The 24,218-nt window shown below is 69.9% G+C and carries 28 protein-coding genes; 7 read left to right on the forward strand and 21 right to left on the reverse strand.

All coding sequences use genetic code 11. The annotated features are described in order from the left end of the window. Position 1: 1 nt before the first annotated feature. On the reverse strand, positions 2-442 hold the full coding sequence (gene glmS, locus N5095_RS11300) for a methylaspartate mutase subunit S (RefSeq protein WP_267622942.1): 441 nt from the start codon (positions 440-442) through the stop codon (positions 2-4). A 159-nt stretch (positions 443-601) separates the two neighbouring features. On the opposite strand from glmS, the gene mct reads away from it, so the two are divergent. Beyond that, positions 602-1,807: a succinyl-CoA:mesaconate CoA-transferase gene (gene mct / locus N5095_RS11305; protein ID WP_303651563.1), complete on the forward strand. Its 1,206-nt coding sequence runs from the start codon at positions 602-604 to the stop codon at positions 1,805-1,807. Here mct and N5095_RS22245 read toward each other — a convergent pair. Both N5095_RS22245 and N5095_RS11315 read right to left on the reverse strand, forming a co-directional pair. Continuing rightward, positions 1,748-3,118, reverse strand: a complete 1,371-nt coding sequence (locus N5095_RS22245; protein ID WP_303651564.1) for a DUF389 domain-containing protein — start codon at positions 3,116-3,118, stop codon at positions 1,748-1,750. The genes mct and N5095_RS22245 overlap by 60 nt on opposite strands. Before the next feature lie 76 nt (positions 3,119-3,194). Continuing rightward, entirely contained in the window at positions 3,195-3,584 is a 390-nt protein-coding gene (locus N5095_RS11315; protein ID WP_267622943.1) for a hotdog family protein, read from the reverse strand. 229 nt (positions 3,585-3,813) lie between these two features. Here N5095_RS11315 and N5095_RS11320 point away from each other — a divergent pair, with 229 nt between their 5' ends. Further along, positions 3,814-5,316 carry an MATE family efflux transporter gene (locus N5095_RS11320; RefSeq protein WP_267622944.1) on the forward strand — a complete coding sequence of 501 codons (1,503 nt, stop codon included), beginning with the start codon at positions 3,814-3,816 and terminating at the stop codon, positions 5,314-5,316. A gap of 99 nt (positions 5,317-5,415) precedes the next feature. On the opposite strand, the gene N5095_RS11325 is transcribed toward N5095_RS11320, so the two are convergent. From N5095_RS11325 to moaA, 3 genes are all read right to left on the reverse strand, one after another. Continuing rightward, complete coding sequence (locus tag N5095_RS11325) at positions 5,416-5,778, reverse strand: type II toxin-antitoxin system PemK/MazF family toxin (protein WP_267622945.1); 363 nt, start codon at positions 5,776-5,778, stop codon at positions 5,416-5,418. A gap of 3 nt (positions 5,779-5,781) precedes the next feature. Beyond that, positions 5,782-6,141 carry a helix-turn-helix domain-containing protein gene (locus N5095_RS11330; RefSeq protein WP_267622946.1) on the reverse strand — a complete coding sequence of 120 codons (360 nt, stop codon included), beginning with the start codon at positions 6,139-6,141 and terminating at the stop codon, positions 5,782-5,784. A gap of 222 nt (positions 6,142-6,363) precedes the next feature. Then, positions 6,364-7,338 carry a GTP 3',8-cyclase MoaA gene (gene moaA, locus N5095_RS11335; RefSeq protein ID WP_267622947.1) on the reverse strand — a complete coding sequence of 325 codons (975 nt, stop codon included), beginning with the start codon at positions 7,336-7,338 and terminating at the stop codon, positions 6,364-6,366. A 268-nt stretch (positions 7,339-7,606) separates the two neighbouring features. On the opposite strand from moaA, the gene N5095_RS11340 reads away from it, so the two are divergent. The 4 genes from N5095_RS11340 to N5095_RS11355 all read left to right on the forward strand — a co-directional run bounded on the left by N5095_RS11340 (position 7,607) and on the right by N5095_RS11355 (position 11,731). Further along, positions 7,607-7,771 (forward strand): hypothetical protein, encoded by a 165-nt coding sequence (locus N5095_RS11340; RefSeq protein ID WP_267622948.1) that lies wholly within the window; start codon positions 7,607-7,609, stop codon positions 7,769-7,771. An 89-nt stretch (positions 7,772-7,860) separates the two neighbouring features. Then, a complete protein-coding gene (locus N5095_RS11345; protein WP_267622949.1) occupies positions 7,861-8,577 on the forward strand; it encodes an SDR family oxidoreductase in 717 nt (238 codons plus the stop codon). Positions 8,578-8,751: 174 nt separating this feature from the next. Next, positions 8,752-10,095, forward strand: coding sequence for a sodium-dependent transporter (locus N5095_RS11350; RefSeq protein ID WP_267622950.1), 1,344 nt, complete (start codon positions 8,752-8,754; stop codon positions 10,093-10,095). A 187-nt stretch (positions 10,096-10,282) separates the two neighbouring features. Continuing rightward, positions 10,283-11,731, forward strand: a complete 1,449-nt coding sequence (locus tag N5095_RS11355) for a sodium-dependent transporter (protein WP_267622951.1) — start codon at positions 10,283-10,285, stop codon at positions 11,729-11,731. 2 nt (positions 11,732-11,733) lie between these two features. On the opposite strand, the gene N5095_RS11360 is transcribed toward N5095_RS11355, so the two are convergent. Together N5095_RS11360 and N5095_RS11365 are read right to left on the reverse strand one after the other, a co-directional pair. Next, the gene (locus N5095_RS11360; protein ID WP_267622952.1) at positions 11,734-12,666 is read right to left on the reverse strand and encodes a glycosyltransferase family 2 protein; all 933 of its coding nucleotides are present in this window, start codon (positions 12,664-12,666) and stop codon (positions 11,734-11,736) included. Between the two features lie 10 nt (positions 12,667-12,676). Continuing rightward, the gene (locus N5095_RS11365; RefSeq protein ID WP_267622953.1) at positions 12,677-13,261 is read right to left on the reverse strand and encodes a hypothetical protein; all 585 of its coding nucleotides are present in this window, start codon (positions 13,259-13,261) and stop codon (positions 12,677-12,679) included. A gap of 141 nt (positions 13,262-13,402) precedes the next feature. Between N5095_RS11365 and N5095_RS11370 the strand changes: the two genes are divergently transcribed. Continuing rightward, the gene (locus N5095_RS11370) at positions 13,403-14,359 is read left to right on the forward strand and encodes an EamA family transporter (protein WP_267622954.1); all 957 of its coding nucleotides are present in this window, start codon (positions 13,403-13,405) and stop codon (positions 14,357-14,359) included. 34 nt (positions 14,360-14,393) lie between these two features. Here N5095_RS11370 and N5095_RS11375 read toward each other — a convergent pair whose 3' ends face one another. From N5095_RS11375 to hisD, 13 genes are all read right to left on the reverse strand, one after another. Further along, entirely contained in the window at positions 14,394-14,801 is a 408-nt protein-coding gene (locus tag N5095_RS11375; RefSeq protein WP_267622955.1) for a universal stress protein, read from the reverse strand. Positions 14,802-14,834: 33 nt separating this feature from the next. After that, on the reverse strand, positions 14,835-16,391 hold the full coding sequence (locus N5095_RS11380) for a bifunctional metallophosphatase/5'-nucleotidase (RefSeq protein ID WP_267622956.1): 1,557 nt from the start codon (positions 16,389-16,391) through the stop codon (positions 14,835-14,837). A 118-nt stretch (positions 16,392-16,509) separates the two neighbouring features. Then, the gene (locus N5095_RS11385) at positions 16,510-16,719 is read right to left on the reverse strand and encodes a dodecin (RefSeq protein ID WP_267622957.1); all 210 of its coding nucleotides are present in this window, start codon (positions 16,717-16,719) and stop codon (positions 16,510-16,512) included. 133 nt (positions 16,720-16,852) lie between these two features. Continuing rightward, entirely contained in the window at positions 16,853-17,515 is a 663-nt protein-coding gene (locus N5095_RS11390) for a DUF2238 domain-containing protein (protein ID WP_267622958.1), read from the reverse strand. Then, entirely contained in the window at positions 17,515-18,273 is a 759-nt protein-coding gene (locus N5095_RS11395; RefSeq protein WP_267622959.1) for a hypothetical protein, read from the reverse strand. Before N5095_RS11395 ends, N5095_RS11390 begins: the two co-directional genes overlap by 1 nt. Before the next feature lie 119 nt (positions 18,274-18,392). After that, a complete protein-coding gene (locus N5095_RS11400; protein WP_267622960.1) occupies positions 18,393-19,361 on the reverse strand; it encodes a metal-dependent hydrolase in 969 nt (322 codons plus the stop codon). 91 nt (positions 19,362-19,452) lie between these two features. Next, complete coding sequence (locus tag N5095_RS11405) at positions 19,453-20,181, reverse strand: mechanosensitive ion channel domain-containing protein (RefSeq protein WP_267622961.1); 729 nt, start codon at positions 20,179-20,181, stop codon at positions 19,453-19,455. A gap of 106 nt (positions 20,182-20,287) precedes the next feature. Next, positions 20,288-20,629 carry a DUF7116 family protein gene (locus tag N5095_RS11410; RefSeq protein ID WP_267622962.1) on the reverse strand — a complete coding sequence of 114 codons (342 nt, stop codon included), beginning with the start codon at positions 20,627-20,629 and terminating at the stop codon, positions 20,288-20,290. Positions 20,630-20,805: 176 nt separating this feature from the next. Continuing rightward, positions 20,806-21,051: a DUF5816 domain-containing protein gene (locus tag N5095_RS11415; RefSeq protein WP_267622963.1), complete on the reverse strand. Its 246-nt coding sequence runs from the start codon at positions 21,049-21,051 to the stop codon at positions 20,806-20,808. 111 nt (positions 21,052-21,162) lie between these two features. Continuing rightward, complete coding sequence (locus N5095_RS11420; protein ID WP_267622964.1) at positions 21,163-21,720, reverse strand: DoxX family protein; 558 nt, start codon at positions 21,718-21,720, stop codon at positions 21,163-21,165. A 78-nt stretch (positions 21,721-21,798) separates the two neighbouring features. Beyond that, positions 21,799-22,164, reverse strand: coding sequence for a HesB/IscA family protein (locus N5095_RS11425; RefSeq protein ID WP_267622965.1), 366 nt, complete (start codon positions 22,162-22,164; stop codon positions 21,799-21,801). A gap of 151 nt (positions 22,165-22,315) precedes the next feature. After that, on the reverse strand, positions 22,316-22,744 hold the full coding sequence (locus N5095_RS11430; RefSeq protein ID WP_267622966.1) for a hypothetical protein: 429 nt from the start codon (positions 22,742-22,744) through the stop codon (positions 22,316-22,318). A gap of 116 nt (positions 22,745-22,860) precedes the next feature. Next, positions 22,861-24,177, reverse strand: coding sequence for a histidinol dehydrogenase (gene hisD, locus N5095_RS11435; RefSeq protein ID WP_267622967.1), 1,317 nt, complete (start codon positions 24,175-24,177; stop codon positions 22,861-22,863). Positions 24,178-24,218: the final 41 nt, after the last annotated feature.

The raw sequence follows: 24,218 nt of genomic DNA on the forward strand, positions 1-24,218 counted from the left end.
GTCAGCCCTCGACCCGTATCGGTTCGCGCTCGGTGACCCGAACGTCGAGGTCCGCCCGAAGGGCGTCGACGGCCTCGTGGGGTTCGGTCTCGGCGTCGAAGACGCGGTCGAACCCCATCGCCTCGAAGCGCTCGCGGGTGGCCTCGGGGTCGTCCTGACCGACGGCGAGGTTGCCGCCGACGTAGGTGACCGGGTCGAGGTCGGCTCCGGCGAGGCGCTCGTGGAAGCCGGCGCAGTCCTGCGCCGCGTGGCCGTACAGCGAGGAGACGAGCACCGCGTCGGCGTCGTGTTCGCGGGCCGCGTCGACGAACTCCGCCTGACTCGTCTGGACGCCGAGGTTCACCACGTCGAACCCGGCCGCCGACAGCGCGTGTTCGAGGATGGTGATGCCGACCACGTGGGCGTCGGAACCGACGACGCCCAGTATGAGAGTTCGAGGCATTCATCATGAACGACCGTGATAGATTTGATAAACGTAATGGTTTATCGTGTTAATATACCTATGACACCTTCGCCGGCCCGGGAGGTATGGGTACAGTGGAAGGCGATATTAACATGATTATTCGTTATGTTTTTGAGTCGCCTCGTCGACGCCGGAGCCATGGGAGCGCTCTCGGACCTCCGCGTCGTCGACCTGACGCAGGTGCTCGCCGGCCCGTACTGTACCATGCTCTTGGCGGACCTCGGGGCCGACGTGGTGAAGGTCGAACGACCCGGCGGCGACCTCATCCGGCCGAACCCGCCGTTCCTCGACGACGGGGACACCGACCCCGCGGACCAGCCCTACGGCGGCTACTTCCAGAGCGTCAACCGGGGGAAGCGCTCCGTCGAACTGGACCTCGGGGACCGGCGGGACAGGACGGACTTCCTCTCGCTGGTCGAGACCGCCGACGTGGTCGTCGAGAACTACCGCGCGGGGACGATGGAGCGCTTCGACCTCGGCTACGAGACGCTCCGCGAGCACAATCCCGAGCTGATCTACGCGGCCATCCGCGGCTTCGGCGACCCGCGGACGGGCGAGACCGACCGGCAGGGTCGGCCCTGTTTCGACCTCGTCGCGCAGGCGCTCGGCGGCGTGATGGAGATTACGGGCCAGGCGGACGGCCCGCCCACGAAGGTCGGTCCCGGCGTCGGCGACCTCTTCACCGCGACGCTCAACGCGGTGGGCATCCTCGCCGCCGTCCACCACCGCGAGCGCACGGGTGAGGGCCAGTTCGTCGACACCGCGATGTACGACAGCATGGTGAGCATGTGCGAGCGGACGGCGTACCAGCGCTCCTACACCGGCGAGGCGCCGACCCGACAGGGGAACTCCCACCCGACGCTCTTTCCCTACGACGCCTTCGAGACGACCGACGGCCACGTCGTGATAGCCGCCTTCGGCGACGGCCACTGGCGCGCGCTCTGTGCCGCGATGGACCGCCCCGACCTCGTCGCCGACTACCCGGACGCCGCCGCTCGCCTCGACGCGCGCGACCACCTTCGCGGGGTGCTCGCCGACTGGGCCGCCGGGCGGTCGAGCGACGCCGTCGTGGACGCTCTCGACGGCGACGTCCCCTGTGCCCCGGTGCAGGACGCGGACGACGTGGCCGCCGACCCGCACGTCCGCGCCCGCGAGATGCTGGTCGAGGTCGACCAGCCCGGCACGGGGGAGCGCGTTGAGGTCGCCGGCCAGCCCATCAAGCTGAGCGCGACACCGACCCGGCCAGGCCAGCGGGCGCCGCTCCTCGACGAACACCGCGAGGAGCTACTGGGTGAGCGGACGGAGCTTCGACGGGCCCGACGAAGCTCGAACGGGAGCCGGTAGTCGCGCCCGTCGCTCGTTCACGCTCGCGTTCGACTCCCGGACCTCGGTGTACTGCACCTGGACGCGGACGTCCCGCCCCGTCCGTTCTTCGATGCGCCGCTCGACAGTCGGCGGGAGCGACGGGTGAGACCTCTCGACGGTCCGGCTCGCGGTGACGGTGACGTTCGGCGTCGTCCCGGGGACGCCACCGTACTGTGACGAGACCGATACCAGCGTCACCCCCGCGTACCGTGCGTCGTCGAACGTCTCGTCGACCGCACCGTTCACCGACCGCTCGTAGCCGACGTGGAGGCCGCCGAGTGTCGCCGCGACGACCACCGAGAGGGTGAAGAGAAGGGCGACCACGCCGACGGTCCCGCGGTTCCGCTTCGGGAGGCTGTACGCGAGCCGGGTCTCGTCGACCCAGACGGGCCGATACCCGAGCGCGAGGAGCGTTCCCATCGCGCCGAGGTTGATGGCGAGGACGTTCACCGCGAGCAGGGCGAGCGCACCGAGCGCGACGAGAGGGACGCCCCACGCGAGCGCGATGCCGCCGGCCGCCGCGGCCGGGACGATGGCCGCGGCTATCATCACGCCGACGAGCGACATCGTCTGGTCGGTCATGTAGCCGAAGGCACCGACCGCACCTGCGGCGAGGGCCGCCACCGAGGAGAGGAACGTCGGCGCGAACCGGAACCCCATCAGTTCGAGCGACGTGATGGACGCCGTCGTCGGGACGAATCCGGTCCACCTGACGACCAGCGTGAACGCGGCCGCTGCGAGGACGGCGACGGCCAGCCCCACCACCTGTCGCTTCGCGCTCCCGACGTACATCTCCCAGTCGCCGTGGATGATGCCGGCTGTCGTCGACAGCGCCGAACTCACCTGCGGCGCGATGACCATCGACCCGACGACGACGGCCGGCGAGTCGATGAGGAGTCCGACCGTCGCGACGACGACGCTGAGAATCGTCCCGAGATAGTAGGTGGTCTCGGGCCACTGCATCTCCAGAATCTTCGAGTGGAGTTCCCGGCGAGAGAGCCCCCGGAGTTCGGTGGAGTACTCCGACCGGATTTCCTCGTACCGGGGTGTCTCCGCGTGAGAGGCCTCGGCGAGGACGTTGTACGCGTCGTCGGAGACGCCGGCGTCAGTGAGGTCGTGGAACACGTCGGAGACGGCCTCGCTGGGCAGGGGGAACAGGAACAGCCTGCCGGGGTCTTCGTCCTCGTCGCCGTCGTCCCGTATCGAGACGTAGTCCAGGCCGTGGGCCTCCAGCACCCCTTCGACGTCGTCGGCGACCTTCTCGTACACGCGGAGGTTGACCTGTCGCATCGACGCGGTCTACACCCCCTCCGGGGATGAACAGCGTGGCTGTGATGACCGTGTGAGAGGCTCTCCCGAGCGACGACTACTTCCGGATGATGCCGTCGAACGACCCGGTCATCACGGTCTCGCCCGCTTCGTTCTCACACTCGACGAGCGAGGCGCCGACGTACCGGTCCTCACGCTCCTCGAGGCGGTCGATGGTGACGCGGCAGGTGATCTTCTCGCCGGTGTAGACGGGGCGACGGAAGTCGAACTCCATCGTCCGCGCGAGGAAGTCCATCTCGCCGCCGACCTTCGTCGGGAGCGTCGCGGTGAGCAGTCCGTGGACGAGCAGTCGCCCCTCGTCGTCGGGTTCGAGGTGGTGGTCGCCGCGGTCGTTCGACAGTTCGGTGAACGTCCGGACGTCCGCCTCGGTGAACGTGCGCGAGTAGCTGACGACGTCACCCTCCGCCGGGGGCGTCTCGTCTGTCATGCGCGTCGAGTGGGTAGGCGACCTGAAATACTTCCGGGCGAAGAGGCGGCAGTCCGGCCGTCGTTCCGAACGCTTTAGCCTGACCAGCCGGTCAGTGCGAGTAAGGGATGTTCGCTACCAACCGGTCCGTCGATGCGGCTCTCGGTCGGGATTCGTCCGGTCGAGACGCGTCCAGCGGGGACTGCGTCGCGGCGGCCGGTGCGTTCGGCCGCGCCGGGGTGTCCGCTCAGTGAGCCTCTTCAAGGACCGAGAGGAGTTCGACCTCACCTCCGGCGGCATCGCGAAGCCGCTGTTCTTCCTCTCTCTCCCCATCGTCGTCACGAACCTGATGCAGACGGCGTACAACCTCGCCGACACCTTCTGGCTCGGGCAGTACTCCACGGAGGCGCTGGCGGCCATCAGCTTCGCGTTCCCGATGGTGTTCCTGCTCATCTCCTTCGGGATGGGTATCTCGGTGGCGGGAAGCGTGCTCGTCGCCCAGCACACCGGCGCCGACGAGCCGCGGAAGGCCGAGTACGCCGCCTCCCAGACGGTGACGTTCGCCGTCCTGTTCTCGCTCGTCTTCGGGGCCGTCGGCTACGTCGTCGTCGGGCCGTTCCTCTCCGTCCTCGGCGCCTCGCCGGAGGTGCTCCCGCTGGCGACGGGGTACATGCGTATCATCTCGCTCGGGCTCGTCTCCATGTTCGGCTTCTGGGTGTTCGTCTCGCTGATGCGCGGGTACGGCGACACCATCACCCCGATGCTCGTGATGTTCGGCTCGGTCGTGGTCAACATCGCCATCGACCCGTTCCTCATCTTCGGCTTCGAGTCGAACCCGCTGTTCGGGATGCTCAGCCTCCGGGGGCTGGAGGCGTCCCTCTTCGCCGCGACGGGGTACGGGGGCTCGGGCGTCGCGGGCGCCGCCATCGCCACCGTGTTCGCACGCTCGCTCGCGATGGTCGTCGGCCTCCTTATCATGTTCCGCGGGAACCGCGGCGTCGAGATTCACCTCTCGGACATGGCGCCGGACTTCGGCTACGTCGAGCGCCTCGTCAGAATCGGCGCCCCCGCCTCCGTCGAGGTCGGCGGGCGCGCGCTGTCGGTGAACCTCATGCTGTTCGTCATCGGCCTCTTTCCCACCACCGTCGTCGCCGGCTACGGTATCGGCGTCCGCGTGTTCTCCGTGGTGTTCCTCCCCGCCATCGCCGTCGCCCGCGGCGTCGAGACCATGAGCGGGCAGAACCTCGGCGCGGAGAAACCCGACCGGGCGGCCGCCGCCAACCACTTCGCCGCGAAGGCGATGTTCCTCGTCCTCGCCGGCGTCGGCGTCGTCACGTGGGTCGCCGCCGGCCCCGTCGTCGCGGTGTTCACCGACGACCCCGAAGTGCTCGAGGTCGGCACCACCTTCCTCCGGTACGTCGCCCCGACCTTCGGGTTCATCGGGGTGATGCGCGCCTACACCGGCGGCTTCCGCGGCGCCGGGAAGACGATGGTCGCCGCCGCGGTGTCCATCTTCATGCTCGGCGTCGTCCGCCTGCCGCTCGCGTGGGTGCTCGCGCGGCTGGACCCGGCGAATCTCGCGTGGCTCCCGGTCGAGGCGGCCGCGGTCGTCGGCGCCAACGGCATCTGGCTCTCCTTCGCCGTCTCGAACGTCGTCGGCGCCACCGTCGCGTACCTGTGGTTCAAGACGGGGTCGTGGCGGGAGGCCGACCTGACGGAGCGAGGAGCGAGCGCCGCCGGGAGCGACGACTGAGGGGGACGAGGCTGTCCAAGACGACGCGCTCTGACGCACGTCTCCCCGAGAATCGTGGTAGTGAGCGTAGTAGTGCGGGTCGATTCGGATACGGCCGTATCAGCGGCCGTCGGTAACGTCGCCGTCGTTCGCAGCGCCGACGTACTCGGTCAGTCGGCCGACTGCCCGTCGAACGACCGAATCGGTTAGCTCACCGACGGTGTACTCGATGTCCTCGGTGTCGACGACGGCGACCGCCCAAGGCATCACCGAGCTCTCGTCGGGCGCACTACCACGCTGCCACCCGTCGACCCCGATGCGAATCGATTCCTCGTGCCACGTCTTCGAGGTGAGACCGAGGCAGATGACCTGTTCGTCCCCGAACGGCACGTCGTCCGTCCCGACGACGAGCCACGGCCGCCCGCCGCCCCCACTCCTGAACGGGTCGGCGCTCCAGACGACGTCCCCTCTGGCGGGCCCCATCGGCTACTCGTCGGTACCGCGGTCCAGGGGACGCCAGTCCGCGGAGTCCTCCTCGCCGTAGCGTTCGTCGTACCGTTCCGTCGCCTCGTGCAGTCGGTACGCGTTCGCGACCCGGTCCCTGTCGTCGGTGATCGCCCAGTACGGCTCCTTGTGACGAACGAGACCACGATTCCGGAGCCGCGTGAGGAGCGTGCTCACCGAGTCGGGGTCGACGTCGGCGTGTTCGGCGATGGCCGTCGCCTTCCACGCCCGTCGGTCGTTCTCGGCGAGGAACCTGACGACCCGCTCGGTGGCCCCCCGGCCGGAGAACTCCCCCTCCTCTGCCTCCTCGAACGTAGCGATGTCTATCGACTCGGTCCCCATACCTGTTCTCGTCGTTCCTTCGTATTGGTGTTTGTGCTGTTCCCTACTCCGGCTGTTCCTGCTGTTCTATGCGTTCCCCTCGGCGCAGCTGTCGGTGGTGGAGACCGATGGGAGAGACTGCCGAGAGCAGGAACTGGGAGAGGTGGAGACGAAGAAGGGTGGAGACGGTCGACGATGAGGGCTGCCGGTGGCGGTGACGACCGGCGAGCGAGGGCGGAGTCGCTATGCGCCGATGTACTTCTCGTTGAACTCGTACTCGCCCTGGTCGTTCTTGACGAGGTACTCGCCGTAGTACGGCACGCGGTTCGCGACGACGGCCTCGAACGCCTCGCGAATCTCGGGTTTCGTCATCTCGCCCATCGACTTGAGGTCGTCGTTGCGGTTGAGACACCCCTTGAGGTACCCCTCGTGGGTGACACGGACCCGGCCGCAGTTCGCACAGAAGTCGGCGTTCTCCACGGGGTCGACGATTTCGACCATGCCCCCTTCGTCGGAGTCCCCACCGACCCAGTACCGCTTCCGGTCGTGCATCTCGCGGTGTTCGACCCTGTCCGAGATGTCGGCGAGCCAGTCGTGTACCCGTCCGATATCGATGTTCCACTCGGGTTTGCCCGTCAGCTCGGGCATGTACTCGATGAGCTGGAGCTGGAGTCCGTCCTCGTCGGCGACGTGCTCGACCATCCGCTCGACGTAGCCGGCGGTGTGCTCGAACACGACCATGTTGAGCTTCACCGGGGCGAGGTCGGCGTCGAGGGCGGCTTCGACGCCCTCCATGACCTTGTCGTAGGCGCCCGATTTCGTGATTTCGGCGAACGCCTCCGGGTCGAGCGCGTCCTGCGAGACGTTCACGCGGTCGAGTCCGGCGTCCTTCAGCCCCTCCGCGCGGCCCGGGAGGAAGGTGCCGTTCGTCGTCATCGAGACCTCCATCGAGTCGGGCGTGCGGCGGATAATCTCCTCCAAGTCCTCGCGGAGCATCGGCTCCCCACCCGTGAACTTCACCGAGTCCACGTCGTACTCGGCGGCGACCTCCAGAAAGCGCACGACGTCGTCGGTCGACATCTCGTTCTCGCCCGGTTCCATCGGTCCCCGCGTGTCCCCGAGCCCCTCGTTGTGACAGTAGACGCAGTCGAAGTTACAACGGTCGGTCAGAGAGACCCGAACCCCGGAGACGGCGCGCCCGAACTCGTCCTCGAGCATTATGCCCGTTCTTTCGCCCGGTCGTGCTTAAATGGCCGGGGGAGCCGACCCGATTCGTAACTGGATGTGGTTACGTCGCGGACGACACACAACAGCGGGCGGGTTCGGCGCCGGCACCCCGCAACTGCTTCCGGCCGGGCGGGTGATTCGAGCGTCGACCCGACCGACACCTCACATCGCCGTCGTCGCCGTACGTCAGGCGTCACCGCGGCGGTCGTCCCGCAGGTCGGCCCAAACCTACTTGAAATCCGTCAGAGAAAACGGAGGTATGGCACGAACCCGAAACGTCGCCGGACTCAGCCTCGGACTGGTCGGACTGCTCCTGCTCGTCGGCATCATCCTGTTCCTGTTCCCGGAGCCGGCCACGTCCGGAATCGGCATCACGCTCATCGTCGTCGCGCTCGTGCTCTGGGTCGTCCAGCAGGTCCTCTGAGCGGAGACCGGTAGCCGCCGTCCCGGGGCGACACCCCCGACGGAGACACCCGCCCGTCGTTTTATGTCGGCTCCGACCCACGTAGAGGCATGTCCGTCTCGTTCGACTTCACGGACCGTGTAGCCCTCGTCACCGGCGCAAGCGGCGCCCTCGGCAGCGCCGTCGTGGCCGCCTTCCGGGACGCCGGCGCGACCGTCGCCGCCGTCGACGTGGTCGAGCCGAGCGAGGAGGACGCCCACCTCGACGCCACCGAGGACGGGGGCGTCCAGTTCTACCAGGCCGACCTCACCGACGAGGACGACGTGGAGCGGGTCGTCGACGACGTGGTCGACGACCACGGCGGCATCGACTGCCTCCTCAACGTCGCCGGCACGTGGAAGGGCGGGACCGCGCTCCACGAGACCGACGAGGGGACGTTCGACATGCTGTTCGACGTGAACCTCCGGACGATGTTCCTCACCTCGAAGCACGCCCTCCCCCACCTCCACGAGCGCGAGGGCGCGGTCGTCTCGGTGTCGGCCCGGTCGTCGCTGGAGGGCGGCGAGGGCGACGGCCCCTACCGCGCGGCGAAGGCCGGCGTCCGCCTCCTGACCGAGACGCTCGCCGAGGAGAACGAAGGGGTCGTCCGCGTCAACGCCGTGATGCCGAGCGTCATCGACACGCCGGCGAACCGGGAAGCGATGCCCGACAGCAACCACGACAAGTGGGTCGACCCGGCCGACATCGCCCGGACGATGCTCACGCTCTGTAGCGACGCGACCCCCGTGACGAGCGGGGCGGCGGTGCCGGTGTACGGCGAGGCCTGAGCGAGGACGACTCGTCGACGGCGGCCGGACCGTCGCTCCGACGAGCGAGGTACGGCGCCGTCCGAGACCCACGGTACCACCCAGCATTTTCACCCAAAAAGAGGACGCGTGTCCATTTCAGCACCGCCGATTCGGCGCTTTTATGAACGAATTTCACGAACCAGTCGGCTACACATGAGTGAACGAGAGACGTGGACGTCCCGACTCGGGTTCATCCTCGCCGCAGTGGGTAGCGCGGTGGGGCTCGGCAACATCTGGCAGTTCCCGTTCCAGACCGCGACGAACGGTGGGGCGGCGTTCCTCGTCGTCTACCTGCTCGCCGTACTCGCCATCGGCTTCCCGGCCATGCTGGCGGAGTTCGTCGTCGGGCGGCGGGCCGAGCGCAACCCCATCGACGCGTTCGGCAGGCTGGGTCACGGAAACTGGAAGTTCGCGGGTGCCATCGCGGCGTTCACCGCCTTCTGGATTCTCTCCTTCTACAGCGTCGTCGGCGGCTGGGTCATCCGGTACATCTTCGGCAGCGCGACGGGCGCGTACTTCGGCGCCCCCTCAGAGTACTTCGGGGCCATCGCCGCGGGCCCCGACGCGCTCGCGCTCCACGCCGTCTTCATGGCGCTGACGGTCGGCATCGTCGCCGCCGGCGTCGACGACGGCATCGAGCGCGCGACCAAGTTGATGGTTCCGAGCATCATCGTCCTCCTCGTCGGGCTCGGCGCCTGGGCCGCGACCCTGCCGGGCTCCGGCCCCGGCTACGCCTACTACCTCGCGCCCGACCTCGGCGCGCTGACCACGAACTTCTGGAGCATCCTGCCGAACGCGGTGGGGCAGGCGTTCTTCACGCTCTCGCTCGGGATGGGCGCGATGATAACCTACGCCTCCTACCTCGGCGAGGACGACAGCCTCGCGGGCGACGGCGTCACCATCGTCGCGCTCAACACGCTCGTCGGCCTCCTCGCCGGTCTCGTCGCCTTCCCGGTTCTCTTCGCCATCGGTATCGAGCCGAGCCAGAGCGGCCTCGGCGCCGCCTTCGAGATGCTCGCCGGCGCGTTCGGCCAACTCCCGAGCCCGACCGGCGCCATCCTCGGCGTCGTCTTCTTCTTCACCCTCCTGCTGGCGGCGCTGTCCAGCGCCATCAGCCTCCTCGAGGTCGTCACCTCCTACGTCGTCGACAACTACGACTACGGTCGGCCGACTGTGGCCGTCGCCCTCGGCACGGGCATCTTCCTGCTCGGCGTCCCGTCGGCGTTCGGCGTCTCCAACCTCGGCTGGTACAACGCAATCGCGTACAACCTCCTGCTTCCGCTCTCGGTGCTCCTCCTGCTCCTGTTCGTCGGCTGGGTGTACGCCGACGGCGCCATCGGCGAACTGCGACAGGGCTCCACGCTCGGCGAGGGGTTCAACCGCGGCTGGCTCTGGTGGATTCGCGTCGTCGTCCCGGTCGGCGTCCTCGTGACGCTCCTGCTCGGCCTCCAGTCGCTCGCGTTGCGGGCGGGCGTGCTGGCGAACCCCGTCGTCTGAGACGGTCGGCCGAGACGGCCGGCGGAGGGGCTCTCCCCCGCCGGTTACGAATCGTCGGCGCCGACGGCTTCTCGCCGTCCCTCTGCGTCTCGAACGGGCGGCTGACCGACGAGAAACCGTCATATTTGACGGCTGACGGTTCGTCGCTTCGAAACGCCTTTTTGTGGGACCCCGCCAACGTGTGGCAATGACACGTGAGACCTGGGCGACACGCGCGGGGTTCATCCTCGCCGCGGTCGGCAGCGCCGTCGGACTGGGGAACATCTGGCGGTTCCCGTGGGTGACCGCCGAGAACGGCGGCAGCGCCTTTCTCGCCGTCTACCTCGGCGTCGTCCTCCTCGTCGGCGTCCCCGGCCTGCTCGGCGAGTTCGTCATCGGTCGGCGCTCCGGCCGTAACCCCGTCGGCGCGCTCCGGGACCTCGGCGGCTCCCGGTCGTGGGGGTACGTCGGCCTCTTCTCCGCGGTTACCGCCCTCGTCCTGCTCTCGTTCTACAGCGTCGTCGGCGGCTGGATACTCCGATACGCCGTCGAGACCGGACTCGGCCTCCTCACCGGCGGCCCCGCGCCGTACTTCGCTGAACCGGGCGCGTACTTCGGCGGCGTCGAGTCGGGCCTCGACGCGGTCGCCTACCACGTTCTGTTTCTCGCGCTGACCGCCGGCATCGTCGTCGGCGGCGTCCGCAAGGGCATCGAGCGCGCGACGACCGTGATGATGCCCGCCATCGCCGTCTTCCTCGTCGGCCTCGCCCTCTGGGCGTCGACGCGGGCCGGCGCAGGCGAAGGGTACGCCTTCCTGCTGGCGTTCGACCTCGACACCCTGCGGGCGAACTTCTTCGACGTGCTCGGCCCCGCGGCGGGGCAGGCGCTGTTTACCCTCTCGCTCGGCGCCGGCACGATGGTCACCTACGCCTCCTACCTCGGCGAGGACCGCTCGCTCCCCTTCGACGCGACGACCATCGCCGTGCTCAACACCGCCGTCGGGGTGCTCGCCGGCCTCGTCGTCTTCCCGCTGATGTTCGCGCAGGGCATCGACCCGTCCGCGACCGGCCCCGGCCCCGGCGCGCTGTTCGTCGGCCTCGCGGAGGCGTTCGCGACGCTCCCGGCCGGGACGCTCATCGCGACCGTCTTCTTCCTCGTCGTGACGCTCGCGGCGCTCTCCTCCTCCATCTCGATGTTGGAAATTCCGGTGTCCATCCTCGTCGACGAGGCCGGCGTCTCCCGGCCCGTCGCCGTCGGCGGGTCGGTCGTCGTTCTCGTCGTCACGGGCTCCGTCCTCGCGCTCCGCCCGCCGCTGTTCGGTGTCGTCGCCGGCCCCGTCGTCGACTTCCTCCTCACCGCGGGCCTGACCGTGTTCCTCCTCTTCGTCGGCTGGGTGCTCGGTCGGGAGGCGACCGCGGAGTTCCGCAACGGCGCCGGCGACCTCGCGGCCTCTCTGGCGGACCCGTGGCGTCTCGCCGTCGGGGTGGCGCTGCCGCTGTTCCTCCTCTTTACGCTGCTCACCTCCCTCGGCTTCTCCGCGTGGCTCACCGGCCTCGGCCTCCCCGCCTCCGCCGGGTTCTGGGCGACCGTCGCCGCCGCCGCCGCCGTCGTCGCGCTCGCGGCCGCCGGCTTCCGCCGGGGCCGTGCGGCGTCCTGAGCCTACTCCGCACCGGACCGCTCCACCACTTCCACGTCGTACTTCGACCGCCAGCGGTAGCGCCGCCCGCCCCAGACGAACGTCCGGCGTGCCAGCCCGTAGGCCGTGAGCGGCACCTGAGCGAGACCGGCCGGATACGCGAGGAGGAACGTCGGCCGGCGGACGTCGAACGCCGCGTACAGGAGGGCGTGCAGGAGCGTCGCCAGGACCACGACGGGGACTGGAAAGAGGAGCGCAAGCGCCGTGACGACGAGGGCGACGACGGTCGAGAAGGCCGATATCAGCGGCTCGTGTCGAAACACGATCTGCGTGAAGCGGACGTGACGTTCGAGGGACTTCCGAACCGTCCCCCCGATTTCGACCGTCCGGGCGCGACGCAGGGGCGTCACGTCGAGGTACTCGGAGAGCAGTCCGTCGTCGCTGACGGTGCGTTCGAGGTCGCGGAGGAAGGCAGCCTCGTCGAGGTCGTCGCGTTCGAACAGCACCGCGCCGCCCCACACTTTGTCGTTCGCGTAGACGCCGAGTGTCCCCCCACCGGCGTACAACGGTTCTAGGAGCACGGAGAGGGCGTCGCGGCCGACGAAGAAGGGGAGTTCGGTGACGGGTCCGTGGCGTCCGTAGTCGGCCTGGAGGGTCGCGAGCCACTCCGGCGGGTGGTGGAAGTCGTCGTCGGTCCAGACGAGTCGGTCGTGCTCGGCGGCGCGCATTCCGGCCGCGATGGCGTTCGCCTTCCCGGAACAGCCCACAGGCTCGCCGGCGAGGACGAGTCGCACGTCCGGGGGCAACTCGTCTCGTCGCGCGGCCACGGGGTCGGTCTCGTCGTCGCACAACACGAGCAGTTCGTCGTCGGGGTCGAGTTGGTCCGCGACCTCCCGACAGGCGTCTGTCCACCTGACGGTGGGGAGGAGGACGCTCGCCGGCGGGGAGTCGGACACGGTCGTCCAGTTACGACCCGGTCGTCTCGTCGACGACGGTCACGTCGTAGTACTCGACCGACTCCGGGACGAGCACCTCGACCTCGACCTCGCGCTTCTCGTCGGCCTCGACCTCGCGTTCGGGCACCTCGACGACCCGCACCGTCCGGTCGTCGTGACCGTAGAAGCTGAGCCTGACGCGCGCGTGGCCCATGTCGCCGGCGTTGGTGAGGGTGCCGGCGAAGGTCAGCGGCTCGCCGCGGTGGTCCGCGAAGTCGACCTCCCGACCGCCCTGCTCGAAGCGCGCGTCGGCGACGCTCAGCGTCTCGCTCCGCTCCGCCTGTGAGTCCTCGTAGATTTCGAGGCGGTTCAGGATGGCCTCCGCCTGGCGGTCGGCGTCGCCCGAGAGGCGCTCGCGGAGGGCGTAGAGGTCGGTCTCGGCGTCGCTGACCAGCGAGCCGACCTCCTCCCCGTTCGCGGCCCGCTCGGCCATCTCGTCGAGCCGGGTTCTGAGTTCGTCGAGGTCGTCGCTCACGTCCGCGTCGGCCTCGCGTTCGAGACGGTCCAGCTCGTCGTCGAAGTCCAGAATCGGCGGCAGGTCGCGCTGTTCGGGCATGCGCGGGGATTGGGCCAGCGGCCCGATAATCGATACGGCCGCCGGGGCACCTCCGACCGGACCCGACCTGCACCCGACCCGGTCCGCACCCTCCCTCGCCGCAATCGGGTCGCCTTTTCCGGGGCCGCCCGTCCGGCCCGCATGGACGGACTCCTCGCGGGCCCGCCGGTCGTCTACCTGCTCGCCCTCCTCCCCGCCCTCCTGTGGGGGTTCTCCCCGGTGTTCTCGAAGCGCGGGATGGCCGCCGGTGGCGACGCGGTCGAAGCGGCGCTCGTCGTCGTCGTGGTCGACTCGGCCCTGTACTGGGCCGCGCTCGCGGTACGCGGCGGCGGACTCCCCTTCTCCGGGCTCACACCCGTCGCCGTCGGCATCTTCGCCCTCGCCGGCGTTTTCGGCACGGCGCTGGGTCGCATCGCCGTGTTCAACGGGGTCGACCGGGTCGGCGCCAGCGTCAACTCGGCGGTCATCAGCGCCCGGCCGCTGTTCGCGACGCTCCTCGCCGCCGGCTTCCTCGGCGAGGCCGTCGGTCCGGCGACGCTGCTCGGCGTCCTCGTACTCGTCGTCGGCCTCGCGGCGCTCACGCTGTCGAAGGGCGGCGACGTGGAGGGGTGGCGCCCGCGCGACCTGCTCTTTCCCGTCGCGGCCGCGGTCGTCTTCGCGGTCGGCAACGTGCTCCGACGGTACGGCCTCCAGGCGTTCGACACCACGCCGCTGGAGGCCGTCGCGCTCAACGAGACGGCCGCGTTGGTCGTCCTGTCGGCGTACCTCCTCGCGCGGGACCCCGACCGCGTTCGGGGATGGTTCGGACGGGACTCTATCGGCCTTCCGGACCGGTCGACGCGCTACTTCGCCGCCTCGGGGACGCTGACGGCGGTCGCCCTGCTGTCGCTGTTCGCGGCGCTCAACCACCCGCAGGGGACGGTCGCGGTCGTCGACCCGCTGGCGGCGACCGCGCCGCTGTTCACCGCCGTCTTCGCGTACTTCCTGCTCGGTGACCTGGAGTCGGTGACGCGGGGGGTCGTCGTCGGCGCCGCCCTCGTCGTGGTCGGCGTCGCGCTGGTGACGGTACAGCCCGACCTCGGGGCGCTGGTCGTCTGAACCGAAGACGCCGTCGTGTGCCGTCGTGGAGGATTCAGTCGTCCGCTCGCACCGTGATAACCGTACAGTCGAGCTTCCCCTTGAGGAACGACTCGATGTCGGGGTCGTCGAGGAACTTCCGGATGGTGCGGCGCCAGCGCCCGGCCTGTTTCGAGCCGATGACGACCACGTCGGCCCCCTCGGCGGCGACCTCCTCGAGGATGGTCTCCTCGACGAGGAACCCCCGGCGGACGACGTATCGAGTGCGTTCGAGCGGGCCGAACTCCCTCTCGACGGCGCGTTTCAGCTCCGAACGGGTCACGTCGTGGCTGTTCTGATAGAGGTCGACGTGGAGGACGGTGAGCTCTGCGTCGCGCTTCCGGGCGGCGTCTATCGCCTCCGAGAGCGTGGCCAGCGAGTGGCGCGTGAGCGGATACCGGACGGGGACCACGACCAGCGTCATCGTCTCCCTCTCCTCGCCTCGGCTCCCTGAAGCTTACTCTTCGGTGCCCGCTTCGCCGGGGACCGGGTCCGGGCTGGGGCCCTCCCCGGCGCCGGCGTCTCCCGGCCCGTCGCCGTCGGCGCCAGTATCGGAATCGGCGGCACCGGTGTCAGCGTCGGAATCGGTGGCATCGACGCCGGTGCTGGCGTCGTCGGCGTCGCCTCTCGCGTTCACCCGCCGCATCCGCCCCTCGACGTCGACCGCCGCGCCGGTCTCGCGGACGTACGCGGCGAGCACCTCGTGCTGGATGCCGTACTCCCCGGCGCGGTGGCGCGCGCCGAGCGTCGGGAGTTCGTGGTCGGTGTGGAGCAGATACTCGCTCGTGGCGACCCGGTAGGTCGCCTCGGGGTCGACCGGGTCGCCGCCGACGCGGGCCGCGACGAGTTCTCCCGCCGTGTCGTCCCACACCAGTTCGGCGCCGCTCACGTGGCCGTGCCACCAGTCGGGCTCGCCGAAGTCGAGCCTGGCGCCCGCGAACTCGCGGAAGACAGCCTCCAGTTCCCGGCCCGTCAGTTCGGCGACGACGACGTGCTCCTCGAAGGGGAGGACCGAGACGAGGTCGCCGGTCGTCACCTCGCCCGCGAGCGCCGGACCGGTCCTGACCCCGCCGCTGTTCTGGATGCCCACGTCGGCGTCGGCCGCCCACCGGTAGGCGTCGGCGACGAGGTTCCCGATTCGGCACTCGCCGCCGAAGACGGTCTCCTCGGTGCGCTCGATGGGGTCGTCGACCGTCGCGACGACCGCCCTGAGACCGGACTCGGCCATCCGCGCCTCGAGGGCCGCGGCGAGGCGTTCGTCGACGGGGGCGCCCGCGGCGGGGTGGCGCGTCGCGGTGGCGCGTCCCGAGTCGTCGTTCCCGTCCCCGGTGGACCCCAACTCCACTTCCAGTACGACGTGGCCGTTGACGCCCGGCCGGGTGCAGAGCGTCCCGTCGACGTGCTCGGCGCGCTCGCTGTGGACGTGGCCGCCGAGCACCGCGTCGAGGTCGAACCGACGGGCGAGTTCGTCGTCGCCGGCGCCGAGGTGCGAACAGCAGACGACGTGGTCGACGCCCCGTTCACGGAGGGCATCCACCGCCTCCGCGGCGGCCTCGTAGGGGTCGGTGAACGTGAGGTCGGTCGCCATCGGGTTGATGGAGGGCGTCGCCGGGTCGGTGAGCCCGAAGAGGCCGACGCGCTCGCCGGCGACCTCCTCGACGGTCCACGGGACGACCCCCACGTCGGCGCCGAAGCGGTCCCCGTCCTCGTCCCGGACGTTGGCGCTCACCCACGTCTGCGGGGCGTCGCCGGCGAGTTGGCGGGCGCGGGCGACGCCGAAGTCGAAGTCGTGGTTGCCGAACGTCTCCACGCGGGCGTCGACGGCCTCGAAGAAGTCGAGCGCCTGCCCGCCGCGAGCGACGAGCGCGAGCACGCCCGGGGCGGTGTCGTCGCCGGTGCCGACGACGAGCGCGTCCTCGCCGTCGAGGTCACGAAGGCGGCCGGCGAGGCGGCCGGCGCGCTCCGGGTCGTCGTAGACGTTCTCGATGTCGGAGTAGTGGAGCAGCCGGACCATTCAGTTGTGCGAACTGACGGGTCGGCGGAGAAGAGTCCGTCGGTCCGCGGCGGGGCGGCGGGCGGAGCCGACGGGCCGGTCCGGCGAGTCGGTGCGGTGGGTCGGTGGTGAGTCCAGTCTACTCCTCGGCGCTCTCCAGTTCGAAGGCGACCTCGACCTCGGCCTGGTACTGGTGGCCCTCGACAGAGGCGATCTCCACGCCGAAGCTCTCCACTTCGACCCAGTGGACGTTGTTGAGGGTGTCGGTGGCGCGCGTCACGGCGTCGTCGACCGCGGCGTCGAAGCTCTCGTCGCTACGCCCGATGAGGGTGATCTTCTTGAATACCATCTGCGTTCGAGTGTGTCGGACTCCCGTGGCAAATACTTTCGCGCCGACCCGGGAGTCGAGACCGTGGGACGCGGGCGGCCCGGCCCGCTTCACCCTCCTGACCGCGCCCGGTGAGCGCCCCGTCCGTCCCGCGCTACTCCGGACGCCGTTCGGCGAGCCGGTCGGTCACCGCGCCGACGACGTCCGAGAGGTGGGCGGTACCCCAGAGGGCGACGACGACACCGCCGAGCGTGTTGAACACGAGGTCCAACAGGGTGTCGTCGAGGCCGTACTGGGTCAGTACGGAGTCGGCGCCGAGGGCGGCCGCCGCGAGCGACACGGCGAACTCGATGACCTCCCAGAATACGCCGAAGGCGAGCACGAACAGGAGGATGAACACGAACATGAACCGGCCCGGGAGGTGGATGGCGTCGGTGTGCTCGTCGATGGCGCGAGCGGTCGTGTACCCCACGGCGGCGACGACGCTCGCCGAGAGCGCGTGGGTGAGGTGGTCCCACCACCACACCGACTGGTAGAAGCTGTCCTCCATCCCGGGGAGTCCGACGGTGCCGAGCGCGTGCAGGAAGACGGCCGAGGTTATCCACAGTGTCAACCCGGCGTCCATCGGAATCTGGTAGTCGCGTTCGAGGAGCGCCGGGAGGTAGGTGATACCCAGCGCCACCCCCGCGTTGACGACGACGCCTCCGTTCAGGTCGTAGAGGCCGACGAAGAAGATGCCGACGAGCACGACCTGCATGGCGTGGCTCGCCTGCTCCTGGCGGCGGGCGCTCACTCCGAGGTGGTCCCGGAGGCGCATCAGTCCCGCCCTCGCCCCCGGCCGTCGCCCGGTGTCGACTCGTCGTGGCTCCCGTCGCTCCCCGTCGAGACGGTGCTCGGCGGGGTGGTGCTTCTCGACCCGGTTCGACTGGGACGTCCCGTCCCCGACGCCTCCGCGACGCGAGCGCGGGCGTTCGCCCGCCGCCGGAAGTAGTACTCGAACAGCACGCCGGCGCCGAGGCCGGCGACCGTCGCGGCGACGAAGTCCCACATCAGCGCCTCCTCGACGGCGTCCTCCGGGAGGCCGGTGCCGAGCAGGAACGTCGTCCCGAGGTAGAGGTCCGAGAGCCACTGGGCGACGGCCCAGACGCCCGCGGCCGCCATCGTCGCGACGACGACGAACAGCACGGCGAAGGAGTGGTTCATCTTCACGGGGGTGAACACGTCGATTTCGACGGCGATGACCAGCGCGACGGCCGCCACGGCGAGGTAGGTGGTCACCCGCCCCGTGAGGAGAACGCCGCCGACGGACTGCCCGGAGATGAGCACGCGTCCGACCAGCGGGAGCGCCGCGAGGGCCAGCACCTCGACGGGGAGCATCGCCTCCGGGTTACGGGAGACGACGGCCGGGAGCAGCGTGAGCCCCACGAGCGTGAGGACGAACCCCGCCCAGAGGAGTTCGCCCCGGGCGACTTCGTACCCGGCGGTGAGACTGAGGAAGACCACGAGGAGCCACCCGGCGACGGCGTTGGTCCGCTCGCTCTCGACCACGTCGCGGAGGCCGGAGCGAGGGTGCATATCCGGTGGTAGAGCACGTTCCGGGAAAACGTTTCGCAACCGAACCGTCCGGCGTTCGGCGACGTAGAAGCCGAGCGAGGGGGTGTCAGGCGAGGATGCTTGTCAGTCGAAGAGACGTATCAGGCGAGGAGATAAGCGACCGCGTACGCGAGCCACGCGACCGTCACCGCGGCGAGCCCCGTCACGACCGCGGTGGCCGCTCCGGGGCGCTCGACCGACAGGCGTTCGCCCAACCGGCGGACTCGCGGGACGGCACCGACGAGTCCGACGGCGAGCACCGAGAACACGAACGGGTACGAGAGGTCCAGCGTCGGCGCCGGGATGAGCAGGACGCTGACGGCGTACCCGACGCCGAGCGCCGCCCGAGGTTCGAGCACGCGCCGTGGACGACGGCCGCGGAGCGCCAGATACGCGAACAGCGCTGCCCACAGCGTCGCCAGTTCGATTCCGAACGCCGTGAGCAGGTGGAGCGTCGGGTCCGCGCTCAACGCGACGCGCTCCGCGACGAGCGCGACGTCGAGCGGATAGAGAATCGCCGGCGGCTCCCCGGTGAACAGGTCGCCGAAGGGGTGAGAAACCAGCCCGAACAGCGCGGCGGCGAACACCTCGCGCGGCCGGAAGTCGGTGAGGTGGACCGCCGCCTCGCTGGCGCCGAGGGCGGCGAGTCCGAACAGCCCCATCACGGCCGCGCCGAGCGGGCCGCTGACGAACCCGGCGGTGGCGACGAGTCCGACGAGGAGCGCCCACGCGGTCCCCCGGAAACGCCGGGCGTCGACGTTCCGGCCCCGGACCCACGCGCCGGCGGCGAGCGCGACGACGGGCGCGACGACCAGCGAGTGGGTCACCGCGCGGTGGACGACGTTGCCGCTCTGCCAGAAGCTCCGGGCGAGCGCCATCGTCCCGGCGTCGCCGGGCTGGAGCCCCGTTCCGGCGACCCCGACGAGCGCGTAACTCATGTCTACGTCCGGAATCGCCGCGAAGACCCCCGCGAGTAGCGCGACGGCGAGCGCCCGCTCCCGGGAGTACCCCGCCATCGACGCCGCGACGGCGGCGACGGCGAAGGCGGCCGTCGCGTGGCCGACGAACATGGAGCCACGTTCTCGGTGCGGAAAGATAAGGCGCTCGGCGCGTTGTGTGAATCGCTAGCAGATATCTCGGAAAGGGGCGGACGGACCGGTCTCAGGCGTCGTCGGTCGGCGTCGAGTCGTCGGCCGATGGTGAGTCGGTCGGCGTCGAGTCGGCCGACAGTGAGTCGGCCGGCGGCGGGGCGCCCGCCTCGGCTCCCCCCGACCCGTCGGTCAGTTGCCGCCAGTTGTCCTCGATGGCGGCGTTGCCGACGACTACCACGTCACCCTCGGCCTCGAAGCGGGTCTTCCGGAGTTCGATGGAGGTGACGACGCCCGTCACCTTCGCCGTCTCGACGTGGTCGCCGACGTTGAAGTCGGGGTCGCGGAGGAGGTAGACGCCCGCGACGGCGTCCGCTATCATGTCCGAGGTGGCGTACGCGACGCCGAGCGCGACGAACCCGGTCGCCGTGCCCAACGAGGCGGCGATCTCGTCGAGGCCCAGCACGGAGAGGAACGTCAGCGCGACGCCGAACCAGAGAAAGAGCCGGACGACCGTCGCGACGAAGTCGCGGTACACCGGCGACTCGGTCGAGAAGGCGCGGACGAGACCGAACTCGACGACCCGCATGACGACCCAGACGAGCGCCGCGGCGACGGCGAGGAAGACGGCGCCGGCGACGAGGTTCGGGAGGGCGGCGAGGAGGTCGGCGACGAACGTGTCGAGCGCCTGTAGGACGGCGCCGACGACGCCGGATTCGCCGGTGGACGGGCCCGACGGACCGAGCGGCGTGTCAGTCTGGAGCGCGAAGCGCCGAGTGGACGACGCCGACGACTGTGGCATACGCTCTCCGTCGTCCACCGCGTCGAAAAATCGGACGGTCGTGCCGGGGCGCTACCCCGAACGCCTGTCCGGAGTCACGCCCCCGACCGCCCGCGGAGCGCCGAGCTCAGGCGGGAATCGGCTCGTCGCGCACGACCTCGTAGTCGCCGGCGTCGTCGACGCCGATGATGGCCCACTCGTACCCCGGTCGGAGGCTGCGGAGGCTGTCGCGGAGCGCCGCCGTCGACGTCTTCCACGTGACGAAACAGCGGAGGTGGTCCTCCGTGTGGCCGCCGTCGGCGATGGGGCAGGTTCCGGAGGTCGCCGTCTCGCCGTCGACTGCGGTCACGTGTACTGTCCGCCACTTCCGCTCCGCGCGCAACTCGGTCCCCTCGCCGGACACGGCGTACCCGAGCCGCGTGAAGATACTCTTGGCCTCCTCGACCGGTGGCATGGTAACAGGGGCCATGTAGCCTCAGATACCACACGCTTCTTGATAAAGGTTGGCACACGTCAACGTGTCGGATGGTGTAGCCGGCGATTCCGGGCGAAGCGCCGGCTACGCCGGACTCGCCGGACGGGCGTCCGGCGCCCGTCGGCGGTCGAAGCTCTCGAGTCTCGACTACCCGACAGAACAACGGCGCGTTACTCGTGAGCGGCGTCCCACTCGTCGGGTTTGCGGACGTTCCCGCAGACGTTGCACTGGATGCGACCCATCGGGTCCATCGCGTTGTCGAACGTCTCGCAGTTGCTACAGAAGAACCCCCAGCGGCGGTCCCGGTCCGGGGAGAGAAAGACGATGCGGAACGGCCCGTTCGACCCCTTCTCGACGGTACCGTGGTCGACGTACACGTCGGTCCCGTTCGGAGTCGTGGCGGCTTCGAGGGTCATCTGCGCCCGGCTACGCACCTCGGCGGTAAAGCTCCTGTTTTCCGACTCACTGCCGTCGACCGTCGGAGCGACCCGGGAGAAGGCCGCGGAACGGAGCCGGCCGGCGGACGCTCACCCCAGGAGGTATCGGAGCCACCGGTTCTCGCGGACCACGTCGGTCCGTTCGAGGGAGGCGTCGACGCCGAGGATGCGCCCGGCCCCGAACGCACCGAGGCCGAACAGGAGCACCGCGTACACGACGTGGTCGTCGACGACCCAGCCGTGTGCGACCGGGAGACCCTGCAGTAGCCCGCCTTCCAGCGCCGCGAGCCAGTAGAACAGCATCATCACCGCCCCCCAGAACGCACTCCAGCGGACGAACGCGCCGACGATGAGCGCCAGTCCGGTGAGCGTCAGTCCCCACGCGTTGAGCGGGTCGACGAGCCAGACCCAGTCGTTCGCGAGGGCCGTCCACAGGCCGGTGAACGGGTTTCCTTCGGGGATGGCGTTCAGCAGGAAGCCGGCGGCGGTCCACTCCGGGTCGAGCACCTTCGTGATGCCGCCCTGGAACAGGACCCATCCCATCACGACACGTAGCGTGAACAGCGAGTAGCCGACCCAGCTCTCCGAGTAGTCGAATCGAACGTCACGGCCGAGGATTTCGGTTTCGAGGCTTTGGCTGGTAGCCATGCACCACCGTTCGGCACGCGGCAAAAAATTCCTTTTTCGGCGCTCGACTACCAGTCAGCAGAGCGGGAAACCGACGGGTTACGTCCGGAACGACTCGCCGCAGCCGCACTCGCTGACGACGTTCGGGTTCTCGACGTGGAACCCCTTCGCCTGGAGCCCGCTCTCGTAGTCGAGCGTGCTCCCGCCGATGTAGTTGCGGCTGGCGGGGTCGACGAACACGCGCAGGCCGTGGAACTCCATCACGGTGTCGTCCTCCTCGGCTTCGGTGTCGAAGCGCATCCCGTAGGAGAGGCCGGCACAGCCCCCTTGCTGGACGAACAGCCGCAGGCCGGCCACGTCCGTGTCCATCCCCTCTCCCTCCAGTAGCGACAGCGCCTCCTCGGCCGCCGCCGGCGTCACCGTGACGGCGGGGTCGGAGTCACCGTTCGCGGCGTCCGTACTCATGGACACCCCTACCCACTAGAGCGTGATAACGGTGACGCCGATTCGACCCGCGGCCGAGGGTGCCCCGCCGGGACGTCACCGGGGGCCGCGGGTGTCGTCGCTCCTCGCGGCTTCGTGTCGAGTCGCGGCTCTCGGGTCGTCGAAGAAGGTCTCAGCCGCCGCCACAGAGGTGTCTGATGAGCTCCGAGTCCTCCCACTCATCGACGGGCGTCACGACCGTGTTCCCGCAGTCGGGGCAGGACTCCGGTTCGCGCCTGAACGAACTCCGACAGATGGCACAGACGTGCGTCGGTGACGCCGGAGTGTCGTCGGTGGCTCCGTCCCCATCGCCGACCCCGTCGTCGGCTCCTGGCCTGTCACGGGCTTCGGGTCCGTCGCCGTCTTCGACTGCGTCGTCGCCGTCGGTCCCACCGACGACCGTGTCGGTCGTCGCCGGCGGCCGGTCCGGCCCGACCGGCGTCTCGGTGCCTGCGGCCTCCCGGTCGACATCGGTCGGCGTCCGGGGTTGCTCCCCTCGTGTCCCGGCGTCCGGCCGGTCGGTCCGGCCGAACCGTCCGAGGAGCGTGGCGATGGGTCGCATGCGCCGCACTGGACACCCGACCGACCTTACTATGCGCCCATTAAACCTCGAAACCATGAGGAGTTGGTTGATATGGCAAGCTTATATCGGACGCGAGCCGTGCGTTCCTTCGTGGTTCACTCTTCGTCGCGGAGCCGGCGCCGGACGCTCTCGGCGTGAGCCTCCAACCCCTCCGCCTCGGCGAGAGTGGTGACCGTCTCCGAGATGGCGGCGAGGCCGTCGCGGTCGAGACGCTGGACCGTCGTCGAGCGCAGGAAGCTGTCGACCGACAGGCCGCCGTGGAGGCGCGCGCCGCCGTTCGTCGGCAGGACGTGGTTCGTCCCGGAGGCGTAGTCCCCGGCGGCGACCGGGGTGTACGGTCCGAGGAAGACGCTCCCCGCGTTCGTGATTCGGTCGAGGAGCTCCTCGTCGTCGCGGGCCTGAATCGAGAGGTGCTCGGCGGCGTACTCCTCCGCGAACAGCACCGCCTCGGGCATCGACCGCGCGAGGAGGACCCCGCTCGCGTCGTGGTCGAGCGCCTCGCGGATGGTGTCGGCCCGTTCGCGCCCCTCGACTCCGGTCTCGACGGCGTCGGCGACCGACTCGGCCAGTTCCGGGGAGTCGGTGACGGCGACGACCGACGCGTTCGGGTCGTGTTCGGCTTGCGCGAGCAGGTCGCTCGCGACGAGTTCGGGGTCGGCGGAGTCGTCGGCGAGCACGAGGACCTCGCTCGGCCCGGCGAGGAAGTCGATGTCGACGTCGCCGCGCACCTCGGCCTTCGCCGCCGTCACCCACTTGTTACCGGGGCCGACGACCTTCCGCACCGAGTTGACCGACTCGGTGCCGTACGCGAGCGCCGCGATGGCCTGCGCGCCGCCGATGGAGTAGACCCGGTCGGCGCCCGCCGCCTCGATGGCCGCGAGGGTCACGGGGTTCACTTCCTCGGCCGGCGGCGTCGCGACGGCGACGTGCTCGACGCCGGCCACCTTCGCGGGGACGACGCCCATGATGGCGCTGGAGGGGTAGGCCGCGGCGCCGCCGGGGACGTACACCCCGACGCGGTCGATAGGTCGGAAGCGCCGACCGAGTTCGCGCGTGCCGGCGTTCTTCTCCGCGTCGGCGCCACCCTCTCCCCCACCGAACTCGTCGCGCCAGTCCGCCGGCACCTGCCGCTCGTGGAACTCGCGGACGTTGGCGACGGCTTCGTCGATGGCGGCGCGTACGTCGTCGTCGACGGTCTCGGCCGCGCGCGCCACGTCGTCGGTGACGTCGAGGCTCCCGACCTCCACGCCGTCGAACTCGCGAGTGTACTCGCGGACGGCCACGTCACCCTCCTCGCGGACTCGATTCACGACCTCGCGTACGTCTCCCCGCACGGCCTCCACCCCGGCGTCGCGCTCGAAGAGGGCGGCGCGCTCGTCGGGGGAGAGTTCGGCGACTTCGCGGACTTCCATACCGGAGCGTGGGGTAGCGCCCGGAAGACGGTTTCCCTCCC

Origin of the sequence: Halobium salinum (genome assembly GCF_026586625.1) — an archaeon.
Lineage (GTDB): Archaea > Halobacteriota > Halobacteria > Halobacteriales > Haloferacaceae > Halobium > Halobium salinum.

What these genes read in the sequence shown, in the direction of transcription:
- glmS (WP_267622942.1), bottom strand. Translation starts at nt 442, where the DNA reads ATGCCTCGAACTCTCATACTGGGCGTCGTCGGTTCCGACGCCCACGTG.
- mct (WP_303651563.1), top strand. Translation starts at nt 602, where the DNA reads ATGGGAGCGCTCTCGGACCTCCGCGTCGTCGACCTGACGCAGGTGCTC.
- N5095_RS22245 (WP_303651564.1), bottom strand. Translation starts at nt 3,118, where the DNA reads ATGCGACAGGTCAACCTCCGCGTGTACGAGAAGGTCGCCGACGACGTC.
- N5095_RS11315 (WP_267622943.1), bottom strand. Translation starts at nt 3,584, where the DNA reads ATGACAGACGAGACGCCCCCGGCGGAGGGTGACGTCGTCAGCTACTCG.
- N5095_RS11325 (WP_267622945.1), bottom strand. Translation starts at nt 5,778, where the DNA reads ATGGGGCCCGCCAGAGGGGACGTCGTCTGGAGCGCCGACCCGTTCAGG.
- N5095_RS11330 (WP_267622946.1), bottom strand. Translation starts at nt 6,141, where the DNA reads ATGGGGACCGAGTCGATAGACATCGCTACGTTCGAGGAGGCAGAGGAG.
- moaA (WP_267622947.1), bottom strand. Translation starts at nt 7,338, where the DNA reads ATGCTCGAGGACGAGTTCGGGCGCGCCGTCTCCGGGGTTCGGGTCTCT.
- N5095_RS11340 (WP_267622948.1), top strand. Translation starts at nt 7,607, where the DNA reads ATGGCACGAACCCGAAACGTCGCCGGACTCAGCCTCGGACTGGTCGGA.
- N5095_RS11345 (WP_267622949.1), top strand. Translation starts at nt 7,861, where the DNA reads ATGTCCGTCTCGTTCGACTTCACGGACCGTGTAGCCCTCGTCACCGGC.
- N5095_RS11350 (WP_267622950.1), top strand. Translation starts at nt 8,752, where the DNA reads ATGAGTGAACGAGAGACGTGGACGTCCCGACTCGGGTTCATCCTCGCC.
- N5095_RS11355 (WP_267622951.1), top strand. Translation starts at nt 10,283, where the DNA reads ATGACACGTGAGACCTGGGCGACACGCGCGGGGTTCATCCTCGCCGCG.
- N5095_RS11365 (WP_267622953.1), bottom strand. Translation starts at nt 13,261, where the DNA reads ATGCCCGAACAGCGCGACCTGCCGCCGATTCTGGACTTCGACGACGAG.
- N5095_RS11370 (WP_267622954.1), top strand. Translation starts at nt 13,403, where the DNA reads ATGGACGGACTCCTCGCGGGCCCGCCGGTCGTCTACCTGCTCGCCCTC.
- N5095_RS11375 (WP_267622955.1), bottom strand. Translation starts at nt 14,801, where the DNA reads ATGACGCTGGTCGTGGTCCCCGTCCGGTATCCGCTCACGCGCCACTCG.
- N5095_RS11380 (WP_267622956.1), bottom strand. Translation starts at nt 16,391, where the DNA reads ATGGTCCGGCTGCTCCACTACTCCGACATCGAGAACGTCTACGACGAC.
- N5095_RS11385 (WP_267622957.1), bottom strand. Translation starts at nt 16,719, where the DNA reads ATGGTATTCAAGAAGATCACCCTCATCGGGCGTAGCGACGAGAGCTTC.
- N5095_RS11390 (WP_267622958.1), bottom strand. Translation starts at nt 17,515, where the DNA reads ATGCGCCTCCGGGACCACCTCGGAGTGAGCGCCCGCCGCCAGGAGCAG.
- N5095_RS11395 (WP_267622959.1), bottom strand. Translation starts at nt 18,273, where the DNA reads ATGCACCCTCGCTCCGGCCTCCGCGACGTGGTCGAGAGCGAGCGGACC.
- N5095_RS11400 (WP_267622960.1), bottom strand. Translation starts at nt 19,361, where the DNA reads ATGTTCGTCGGCCACGCGACGGCCGCCTTCGCCGTCGCCGCCGTCGCG.
- N5095_RS11405 (WP_267622961.1), bottom strand. Translation starts at nt 20,181, where the DNA reads ATGCCACAGTCGTCGGCGTCGTCCACTCGGCGCTTCGCGCTCCAGACT.
- N5095_RS11410 (WP_267622962.1), bottom strand. Translation starts at nt 20,629, where the DNA reads ATGGCCCCTGTTACCATGCCACCGGTCGAGGAGGCCAAGAGTATCTTC.
- N5095_RS11415 (WP_267622963.1), bottom strand. Translation starts at nt 21,051, where the DNA reads ATGACCCTCGAAGCCGCCACGACTCCGAACGGGACCGACGTGTACGTC.
- N5095_RS11420 (WP_267622964.1), bottom strand. Translation starts at nt 21,720, where the DNA reads ATGGCTACCAGCCAAAGCCTCGAAACCGAAATCCTCGGCCGTGACGTT.
- N5095_RS11425 (WP_267622965.1), bottom strand. Translation starts at nt 22,164, where the DNA reads ATGAGTACGGACGCCGCGAACGGTGACTCCGACCCCGCCGTCACGGTG.
- N5095_RS11430 (WP_267622966.1), bottom strand. Translation starts at nt 22,744, where the DNA reads ATGCGACCCATCGCCACGCTCCTCGGACGGTTCGGCCGGACCGACCGG.
- hisD (WP_267622967.1), bottom strand. Translation starts at nt 24,177, where the DNA reads ATGGAAGTCCGCGAAGTCGCCGAACTCTCCCCCGACGAGCGCGCCGCC.